At 58.3% G+C, this 9,235-nt stretch carries 9 protein-coding genes; 5 read left to right on the top strand and 4 right to left on the bottom strand.

Going from position 1 to position 9,235, the window contains the following annotated elements; genetic code table 11:
- The first annotated feature begins 138 nt into the window (after window positions 1–138).
- Window positions 139–885 carry a molybdopterin-synthase adenylyltransferase MoeB gene (locus tag RI563_RS05325; protein WP_310693316.1) on the top strand — a complete coding sequence of 249 codons (747 nt, stop codon included), beginning with the start codon at window positions 139–141 and terminating at the stop codon, window positions 883–885.
- Window positions 886–945: 60 nt separating this feature from the next.
- Here RI563_RS05325 and hslO read toward each other — a convergent pair whose 3' ends face one another.
- From hslO to gatC, 4 genes are all read right to left on the bottom strand, one after another.
- On the bottom strand, window positions 946–1,818 hold the full coding sequence (gene hslO / locus RI563_RS05320) for an Hsp33 family molecular chaperone HslO (RefSeq protein ID WP_310693315.1): 873 nt from the start codon (window positions 1,816–1,818) through the stop codon (window positions 946–948).
- A 49-nt stretch (window positions 1,819–1,867) separates the two neighbouring features.
- Entirely contained in the window at window positions 1,868–3,301 is a 1,434-nt protein-coding gene (gene gatB / locus RI563_RS05315; protein ID WP_310693319.1) for an Asp-tRNA(Asn)/Glu-tRNA(Gln) amidotransferase subunit GatB, read from the bottom strand.
- A gap of 148 nt (window positions 3,302–3,449) precedes the next feature.
- The gene (gene gatA / locus RI563_RS05310) at window positions 3,450–4,904 is read right to left on the bottom strand and encodes an Asp-tRNA(Asn)/Glu-tRNA(Gln) amidotransferase subunit GatA (protein ID WP_310693314.1); all 1,455 of its coding nucleotides are present in this window, start codon (window positions 4,902–4,904) and stop codon (window positions 3,450–3,452) included.
- A gap of 57 nt (window positions 4,905–4,961) precedes the next feature.
- Window positions 4,962–5,249, bottom strand: a complete 288-nt coding sequence (gatC, locus tag RI563_RS05305) for an Asp-tRNA(Asn)/Glu-tRNA(Gln) amidotransferase subunit GatC (RefSeq protein ID WP_310693313.1) — start codon at window positions 5,247–5,249, stop codon at window positions 4,962–4,964.
- A 182-nt stretch (window positions 5,250–5,431) separates the two neighbouring features.
- On the opposite strand from gatC, the gene RI563_RS05300 reads away from it, so the two are divergent.
- The 4 genes from RI563_RS05300 to mrdA form a co-directional block, all read left to right on the top strand.
- Window positions 5,432–6,478, top strand: coding sequence for a rod shape-determining protein (locus RI563_RS05300; RefSeq protein ID WP_310693312.1), 1,047 nt, complete (start codon window positions 5,432–5,434; stop codon window positions 6,476–6,478).
- Window positions 6,479–6,553: 75 nt separating this feature from the next.
- Window positions 6,554–7,468: a rod shape-determining protein MreC gene (mreC, locus tag RI563_RS05295; protein WP_310693318.1), complete on the top strand. Its 915-nt coding sequence runs from the start codon at window positions 6,554–6,556 to the stop codon at window positions 7,466–7,468.
- On the top strand, window positions 7,465–7,953 hold the full coding sequence (mreD, locus tag RI563_RS05290; protein WP_310693311.1) for a rod shape-determining protein MreD: 489 nt from the start codon (window positions 7,465–7,467) through the stop codon (window positions 7,951–7,953). Before mreC ends, mreD begins: the two co-directional genes overlap by 4 nt.
- 8 nt (window positions 7,954–7,961) lie before the next feature.
- The coding region (gene mrdA, locus RI563_RS05285) for a penicillin-binding protein 2 (protein WP_310693310.1) at window positions 7,962–9,235 on the top strand (1,274 nt) is incomplete at its 3' end.

Below are 9,235 nucleotides of genomic sequence, written 5' to 3'. Positions count from 1 at the left end.
AGGGGCTAGAAAAACTTCAAACTCCCGATTTCTGACTGCCGACTGCTATCTGCCATCTGCCAACTTTCGTGTAGCTGTTCAACGCTGTTTGTATGGCGTATTCTTTCGCTATTCGATAACGCATAGACCTGACCGATTATGAACGACGAACAACTGCTGCGTTACAGCCGCCAGATCATGTTGCCACAGGTGGATGTGGCCGGGCAGGAAAAGCTGCTTGCCTCGCGGGTATTGATTATCGGCCTGGGCGGGCTGGGTTCGCCGATCGCCCTGTATCTTGCCGCCGCCGGTGTCGGCCAGCTGGTGCTGGTGGATCACGACCATGTGGATCTCTCCAATCTGCAGCGTCAGATTCTGCATCGCTATGAGGATATCGGCCGTCCCAAGATCGCCTCGGCGGCCGAAACCCTGATGCAGCTCAACCCGCAACTGCAAATTACTACCCTGGATCACAAACTCTCGGAACAGGAACTGCTCGAGACCGCCCGCAATGTGGATGTGGTGGTGGATGCGACGGACAACTTCGAGATTCGTTTTGCACTCAACCGCGTCTGCGTCGAGACCGGTACACCCCTGGTTTCCGGCGCGGCGATTCGTATGGAAGGCCAAGTCAGTGTCTTTTTAAACAAACCTGGCAGTCCCTGTTATCGCTGTTTATATCGCGACGAGGGCGAGCTGGACGCTTCCTGCAGTGAAAACGGCGTCCTTGCGCCGGTGGTCGGGATTATCGGCAGTGTGCAGGCGACCGAGGTACTCAAGATTCTGCTCAACATCGGCTCAACGCTGGATGGCAAACTGTTATTGCTGGATGCCCTGCATATGGAGTGGCGCACCCTGACTCTGAAGCAGGACAGCGAATGTCCGGTGTGCGGCGCCACGGCCTGAACAGGAATTCCTGAACCCTTACTTCAGGTTCATAACCTGTAAAACAGACAGCTTGCCGGTTCAGTGACGGGTATCGGGTGTCCGGTAGGTCACTTCAGTCGCGAAGATTTGTTCGGCATCCACGGCGTCGAAGCGGTATCGCTGATTGCAAAACTCGCAAGTCACATCAATGTGCTCTTCGTCCTCGAGTATCGCCCGGACTTCATCGTTCCCCAGCTGACGCAACATATTGGCCACCCGATCCTTGCTGCAGGGACAGCGAAAACAGATCGGTTCTGATTCAAAGACGCGCACGTCTTCCTCATGATAGAGGCGATGGATAACCTGCGGGGCGGTGAGATCCAGCAGTTCCTTGTCGGTAATGGTAGCGGACAGCTGTTCGACCCGGTTCCAGCCTTCCTGTTCTTCGGCCGTCTGGTTGGCCGGCAGCTTCTGGATCAGCAGGCCGGCGGTGCGTTGATTGGTGACGGCCAGCCAGATACGGGTATCGAGCTGCTCGGAGCGGGACAGATAATCGTCGATGGCCTCGGCCAGGTTGTTGCCCGTCAGCTCAACGATGCTCTGATAGCGTTCGGCACTATTGGCCGGCTCCAGGGTAATGGCCAGGCGCCCATCGCCGACCAGATCAGGCAGGGAACCGGGCTGGATATCCTCGGCGTAATGCGCCATGCCGCGCACATTACGATCATGGGTGCATTCCACCACCATAAATGGAATTGCCCCATTGCCCTGTATCTGCATAGTCAGGCGACTTTCATGTTTGAGCGTGGCGGAAAGCAATACCGACGCCGTCATGACTTCGCCCAGAAGATGCAACACCGGATCGGGATAGGTATGTTTTTCCTGTAGCGCTTTCCAGGTGGCGTCCAGCTGCACCAGGTCGCCACGAATCGCCAGGTTTTCGAACAGGAAACGTTGCAGGGTATCGCTCATGATCAAACTCCGGCCATTATGCCGGCCGGTGACAGGTGGTCAGGATTGCTCATTGGCTGAGCTTGTCTTTCAACATCTGGTTCAGCTGCGCCGGATTGCCCTTGCCGCCGGTGGCCTTCATGCACTGGCCGACGAAGAAACCCAGCACTTTTTCCTTGCCGGCGCGGTACTGTTCCACCTGCTCGGGATTGTCGGCGATCACTTTCTCGACAATTGCCTCCAGTTCGCCCGTGTCGGTGATCTGCTTGAGGCCTTTTTTCTCGATGATGGCATCGGCATCGCCTTGACCGTTCCACATGGCATCGAACACATCCTTGGCAATCTTGCCGGAGATGGTATTGTCCTTGATGCGCTTGATCACGCCGGCCAGCATTTCTGCGCTGATCGGACTGTCGGTGATGCTCATATCTTCCCGGTTCAGATAACCGGACAATTCACCGATCACCCAGTTGGCGGATAATTTGGCTTCACCGCAGGCACTGACCACACTTTCATAATAATCGGCCAGCTCGCGGCTGGCGGTCAGGATCGCGGCATCTTCGACCTTGAGACCGTAATCGCTGATAAAGCGGTCCTTTTTCGCCTCAGGCAGTTCCGGCATGTCGGCGCGAATCATCTCGATGTGTTCTGGGGTAATCTCCACCGGCAGCAGATCGGGATCCGGGAAGTAACGATAGTCCATTGCCTCTTCCTTGGAGCGCATGGAACGGGTCTCGTCTTTATCGGCGTCGTACAGGCGGGTTTCCTGGACGATCTCGCCACCGGCTTCCAGCAGGTCGATCTGGCGTTCGACTTCAAAATTGATCGCCCGCTCCACAAACCGGAACGAGTTGATGTTCTTGAGCTCCGATCGGGTACCGAACTCTTCCTGGCCTCTGGGCCGCACGGAAACATTGGCGTCGCAGCGGAAGGAGCCTTCCTGCATATTGCCGTCGCTGATGCCCAGGTAGCGCACCAGGGCGTGAATCTTTTTCATATAGGCGACCGCCTCTTCGGCCGAACGCATGTCCGGCTCGGAGACGATCTCCAGAAGCGGTGTCCCGGCACGATTGAGATCGATCCCGGTCATACCGTGATAATCCTCGTGCAAGGACTTGCCGGCATCCTCTTCCAGATGCGCGCGGGTCACGCCAATGGTCTTCTCACTGCCATCCTCCAGACGAATAGCCACCTGGCCGTGCTCGACGATAGGCAATTCGTACTGGCTGATCTGATAACCCTTCGGCAGATCGGGATAGAAGTAGTTCTTGCGCGCAAAGATCGAACGTGGCGCAATCTGCGCCTCGATCGACAGACCGAACTTGATAGCCATGTTGACCACTTCTTTGTTCAGCACCGGCAATACACCGGGCAGGCCCAGATCCACCGCGCACGCCTGGCTGTTGGGCGGCGCGCCATAGGCGGTCGGGGCGCCGGAGAATATCTTGCTCTGCGTCGCCAGCTGGGTGTGAATCTCAAGCCCGATGACTGTTTCCCATTCCATCATGTCAGTTCCGAGGTACGAGGGACGAGGGACGAGGAAATAAAGCCATACCTGTCACTGTCCACATATTTCAACATAATCATCACTAATAACGAATTCACGAGTCCGGGAACGGGACCAACCCTCGTCACTCGTCCCTCGTAACTCGTCACTCGAATCCCTTCGGGATTCGCTGGTGCCAATCGGTGACCTGCTGGTAACGGTGCGCGACGTTGAGCAGGCGCGCTTCGTCGAAGTAGTTACCGATGATCTGCAGGCCGACCGGCAGATTGTTCACAAAGCCGGCCGGCACCGACATGGCCGGCAGGCCGGCCAGGTTGGCGGCAATGGTATAGATGTCCGACAGATACATGGTGATCGGATCGTCGGCTTTCTCGCCCAGCTTGAAGGCGGGGCTCGGGGCGGTCGGACCCATGATCACATCCACTGACTCGAAGGCCTGCACGAAATCGTCGCGGATCAGCCGTCGCGCCTGCTGCGCCTTTATATAATAAGCGTCGTAGTAGCCGGCCGACAGAGCGTAGGTGCCGACCATGATGCGCCGCTTGACCTCGGGGCCAAAGGCCTCACCGCGACTGCGCTTGTAGAGATCTGCCAAATCTGTCGGATTCTCGCAGCGATAACCGAAACGCACCCCGTCGAACCGCGACAGGTTGGAGGAGCATTCGGCCGGGGCCACCACGTAATAGGCCGGCACCGACAGGTGGGTGTTGGGCAGACTGATCTCCACCACCTCGGCACCCAGTTTTTTGTATTCGGCCAGCGCCGCGTCGACCGCGTCGGCCACGCCTGCATCCAGGCCGGGATCGAAATGCTCCTTGATCAGGCCGATTTTCAGACCTTTGAGATCGGCGCCCAGATCGGCCGTGTAATCGGGCACCGGCCGCTCCAGACTGGTCGAATCGTGCAGGTCGAAACCGGCCATGGCGTTGAGCAGTAGCGCCGCATCCTCAGCTGTTTGCGTCAGCGGGCCGGCCTGATCCAGGCTGGAGGCGAAGGCAATCATGCCGTAGCGGGAGACCCGCCCGTAGGTGGGTTTGAGCCCGGTGATCCCGCACAACGCCGCCGGCTGGCGAATCGAGCCGCCGGTATCGGTGCCGGTGGCCGCCGGGGCCAGCCGGGCGGCCACGGCCGCCGCCGATCCGCCGGAGGAGCCACCAGGCACGGTGGTCGTGTTCCAGGGGTTTTTGACCGGGCCGTAGAAGCTGGTCTCGTTGGAGGAGCCCATGGCGAACTCATCCATGTTGGTCTTGCCCAGGGTGAGCATCCCCGCCTCCTTCAGACGCGTGACCACGGTGGCATCGTAGGGGGCGATGAAGTTGTCCAGCATTTTCGAGCCGCAGCTGGTTTTGATGCCGTCCGTACAGAAAATATCCTTGTGCGCCAACGGGATACCGGTCAACGGCCCTGCCTCGCCGGCGGCGCGCAGCGTGTCCGCCGCCCGGGCACCGGCCAGCGCCGAATCGGCCGCAGCGGTAATGTAGCTGTTGAGTTGCGGATCCAGCGCGCTGATGCGCTCCAGATAATGGCGGGTCAGTTCTTCACTGGAGTAGGCGCCCTGTTCCAGATCCCGGGCCTGTTCCGCAAGCGTTTTGTCGTGCATGCTGTCTTCTCGTGTGAGTCAGTCTTTGATAATTCAGGGAGAAACCGGATAGGCCGGTTACTCGACGACCCGCGGAACCAGGTAAAGTCCATCCTCGACGCTGGGCGCCTGGGCCTGAAACCGTTCGCGCTGATCCGTTTCGGTGACCCGGTCCTCGCGCAGGGGCTGGACGGCATCAAGGGGATGCGCCATGGGCGTGACTTCGGTGGTGTCCACCGCGTTCATCTGCTCGACCATTTCCAGAATGTTCGAGAGGTTGTCGGCGTAGCCGGGAATATCGGCCTCATCGATGGCCAGCCGGGCCAGATGCGCAATCTTCTCGACGTCAGATTTATCCAGTGACATGGTTCCCTCGGTAATCCCGCAATAATCCAGAAAATACAAGAATATCCCGGCGCCGGGGCCGGTTGTGATGGGCTAGGCAAATTGGCAACGTTACCACAGATGATTCCTTGCCCAAAGCCCTTCTATTTGATTACATTACCCGTTTATACTGACGTGTCCTTTCACCTATAAAGATTACAAACATGTTTGACAGTTTACGGGGTCTTTTCTCCAACGATATTTCCATCGATCTGGGTACCGCCAACACCCTGATTTACGTCCGCGGTCAGGGTATTGTACTCAATGAACCCTCGGTTGTGGCGATTCGCCAGGAGCGTGGACCGGGCGGGCCCAAGTCGATTGCCGCCGTCGGGACCGAAGCCAAGCGCATGCTGGGCCGAACGCCGGGCAATATCGTTGCGGTACGTCCGATGAAAGACGGCGTCATCGCCGATTTCACCGTCACCGAGAAAATGCTCCAGCATTTTATTCGCAAGGTGCACGAAGCGCGCTTTTTCCGCCCCAGCCCGCGGGTACTGATTTGTGTGCCCTGCGGTTCCACCCAGGTGGAACGTCGCGCGATTCGCGAATCGGCCGCCGGCGCCGGGGCCCGCGATGTCTATCTGATTGAAGAACCGATGGCCGCCGCCATCGGTGCCGGCATGCCCATCTCCGATGCCAGCGGCTCGATGGTCGTGGATATCGGCGGCGGCACCACCGAAGTGGCCGTGATTTCCCTGAGCGGGATCGTCTATTCCGCCTCGGTCCGTATCGGCGGCGATCGTTTCGATGAAGCGATTATTAACTACGTGCGCCGCAACTACGGCAGCCTGATCGGCGACTCCACCGCCGAGCGCATCAAGCAGGATATCGGCACCGCCTACCCCGGCCACGAAGTCCGGGAACTGGAAGTACGCGGCCGTAACCTGGCCGAAGGGGTACCGCGCAGCTTTACCCTCAACAGCAATGAAATTCTCGAATCCCTGCAGGAACCGTTGTCAGGGATCGTCAGTGCGGTCAAGACCGCGCTGGAACAGACGCCACCGGAACTGGCCTCGGACATTGCCGAACGCGGTATGGTACTGACCGGTGGTGGCGCCCTGCTCAACGATCTGGATCGACTGCTGATGGAAGAAACCGGCCTGCCGGTGATCATCGCCGAGGACCCGCTGACCTGTGTGGCACGTGGTGGTGGCCGGGCGCTGGAGATGATCGACGAGCACGGCGGCGATCTGTTCACGGTCGAATAATTATTCCGGCCCGCGACCGGTTAGCGCCGGTCAGGCCGCCCGGCCGATTCACTCAGTCGGGCTAAATCCGGTAACCTGTTCCTGTTCTGCATTCCGTCGGGGAGCCTGACCGTTAAACTTTTATTCGTACAAGGTCCGTCAACCACGATCCGGTTGCTGTTGCTGATCCTGATCTCAGTGGCCCTGATGACCGTGGATCATCGCACCAGTTATATCAATACCCTGCGCTCCGGACTGGCCGTGGTAGTCTATCCCCTGCAATACGCCGTCAATCTGCCGGCCGATTTCATGGGCTGGGCATCACAAACCTTTGTCACCCGCGATACGCTGCAAAAAGAAAACGAAGAGCTGCGCACCCAGAACCGGCTGCTCAAGGCGCAACTGCAAAAGCTCACCTTTATCGAGTCCGAGAATGTGCATCTGCGCGAACTGCTGCAGTCCTCCAAGCGTGCCGGTGAACGTATCCTGATCGCCGAACTGCTCGCGGTGGATCTCGATCCCTACAGAAAACAGGTGGTCATCAACAAGGGCAGTACTCATGACGAACTGTACATTGGCCAGCCGATCGTCGATGCGCACGGGGTGATGGGGAAACTGACGCATGTTACCCCCTTCTCCAGCACCGCCCTGTTGATCACCGATCCCAACCACGCGGTACCGGTGCAGGTCAATCGCAACGGGTTGCGCGCTGTGGCCGTCGGCAGCGGCGAAGGCACCGTGGAACTGTTACACCTGCCCAACAATGCCGATATACAACAGGGCGATCTGCTGGTCAGTTCCGGCCTGGGTTGCGTGTATCCGGCCGGTTACCCGGTTGCCACGGTCACCGAAGTGACCACCAATCCCAGCCTGCCGTTTGCCGAAATCGTTGCCGAACCGGTTGCCCGCCTGCAACGCAGTCGCGAGGTGTTGCTGGTCTGGCCGGCACTGGCCAACCTGCCGCCGATGGAAAATCCCTGCGAAGTCCATAAACGGAGGGACGAACAATGAGACGGGACAGCCAGGGCGGTGGCGGCATGATTCTGGCCAGCTTTATCGTGGCGCTGGCGCTGACGATTATGCCGTTACCCGACGCACTGGAACTGGCCCGGCCGGAGTGGATGATTATGGTTGTGGTGTACTGGGTCATGGCCCTGCCCGCACGCATCGGCGTCGGCATTGCCTGGATCATGGGCCTGTTGCTCGACGTGGTGCGTGACGCCCTGCTGGGCCAGTATGCCATTACCCTCGCGCTGATCGCCTTTATCGTCATCTACATGCATCAACGCCTGCGGGTCTTTCCGGTATGGCAGCAGGCCCTGGTGGTCGGCATGCTGGTGATCCTGCAATATATTCTGGTGTTCTGGATCAAGGGACTGACCGGCGAGCAGCCCTCGTTCTGGAAAATGCTGTTGCCGGCCATCAGCACCGTGATCTTCTGGCCGCCGATCTTTCTGCTCATGCGACAGATTCGGCGCCGTTATCAAATCAGCTGAGCGAACCAATGCCGCGTAACACCCGTCCCGCTCTGAAGGATAATCTGCGTGAGACCGCCCTGTTCAATCGGCGCCTGCTGGTTGCCAGTATCGGGGTCGCGGTATTGACGGTGATTCTGATCAGCCGGATGTTTTTTCTGCAGGTTATCAACCAGACCCACTTTTCAACGCTATCGGAAAACAACCGGGTCAACCTGCTGCCCATTCCTCCCACGCGCGGCCTGATCTACGATCGCAACGGCATCGTGCTGGCCCAGAACCAGCCCAGTTTTACCCTGACGCTGGTACCGGAACATATTCCCGATCTGGATGCGACCCTGGCACGCTTGCAAAACCTGATTCAGTTAACCGATGCCGACATCGAACGCTTTCATCGTTACCGGCGGCAAAAACGTCGTTTCGAGGGTATTCCGTTACGTTTTCGCCTGACAGATGAAGAAGTCGCCCGTATCTCGGTCGATCAGTACCGTCTGCCGGGTGTCGAGATCAAGGCCGAGCTGGCACGCCATTATCCACTGGGCAAACTGGCCTCGCATGCCATCGGTTATGTCGGACGTATCAGTGAAAATGAGCTGGATGACATCAACACCGCCAATTACAGTGCCACCACGCACATCGGCAAGGTGGGCGTGGAGCGTTATTATGAAGAACAGTTACATGGCGAGGTGGGCTATCAGCGCGTGGAAACCAATGCCCAGGGGCGTATTCTGCGCGTACTGGAGCGCACCCTGCCCAAACCTGGCAAGAACCTTTACCTGAATCTGGATGCCCGCTTGCAGGAAATCGCCGAGCAAAGCTTCGAGGAAGAAAACGGCGCCCTGATCGCGATGGACCCGAACAACGGCGCGGTACTGGCTCTGGCCAGCCTGCCAACCTACGATCCTAATCTGTTTGTGAACGGTATCGATTCGGCCTCCTATAAAGCCCTGACTTCCTCCAAGGAACGTCCGCTGTTCAATCGCGCGTTACGAGGTCAGTATCCCCCCGGATCAACACTCAAACCGTTTCTGGGACTGGCCAGCCTGGAAACCGAGGCACTGCGACCCGAACATGAAATAAATTGTCGTGGCTGGTACACACTGAAAAACGATGAACGGCGTTATCGTGACTGGAAAGAAGAAGGTCACGGCAAAACCGACCTGTCCAAGGCCATTACCGAATCCTGTGATGTTTATTTTTACGAATTGTCTTTTGAGCTGGGCATCGACAACATACACAAGTACCTGTCACGTTTTGGCCTGGGCAAACGGACCGGGGTCGATATTCGGGGCGAGATGCCCGG

The sequence above is a fragment of the Thiohalophilus sp. genome, from assembly GCF_031581315.1.
Taxonomy (GTDB): domain Bacteria; phylum Pseudomonadota; class Gammaproteobacteria; order UBA6429; family Thiohalophilaceae; genus Thiohalophilus.
Note: the sequence above shows the minus strand (reverse complement) of the source record. Positions and strands in the feature narration are given on the sequence as shown.

Bases quoted from the DNA above. Each gene is read 5' to 3' on its own strand.
- gatA (WP_310693314.1), bottom strand. From the start codon at position 4,904: ATGCACGACAAAACGCTTGCGGAACAGGCCCGGGATCTGGAACAGGGC.
- hslO (WP_310693315.1), bottom strand. From the start codon at position 1,818: ATGAGCGATACCCTGCAACGTTTCCTGTTCGAAAACCTGGCGATTCGT.
- mreD (WP_310693311.1), top strand. From the start codon at position 7,465: ATGAGACGGGACAGCCAGGGCGGTGGCGGCATGATTCTGGCCAGCTTT.
- RI563_RS05325 (WP_310693316.1), top strand. From the start codon at position 139: ATGAACGACGAACAACTGCTGCGTTACAGCCGCCAGATCATGTTGCCA.
- gatB (WP_310693319.1), bottom strand. From the start codon at position 3,301: ATGGAATGGGAAACAGTCATCGGGCTTGAGATTCACACCCAGCTGGCG.
- RI563_RS05300 (WP_310693312.1), top strand. From the start codon at position 5,432: ATGTTTGACAGTTTACGGGGTCTTTTCTCCAACGATATTTCCATCGAT.
- gatC (WP_310693313.1), bottom strand. From the start codon at position 5,249: ATGTCACTGGATAAATCTGACGTCGAGAAGATTGCGCATCTGGCCCGG.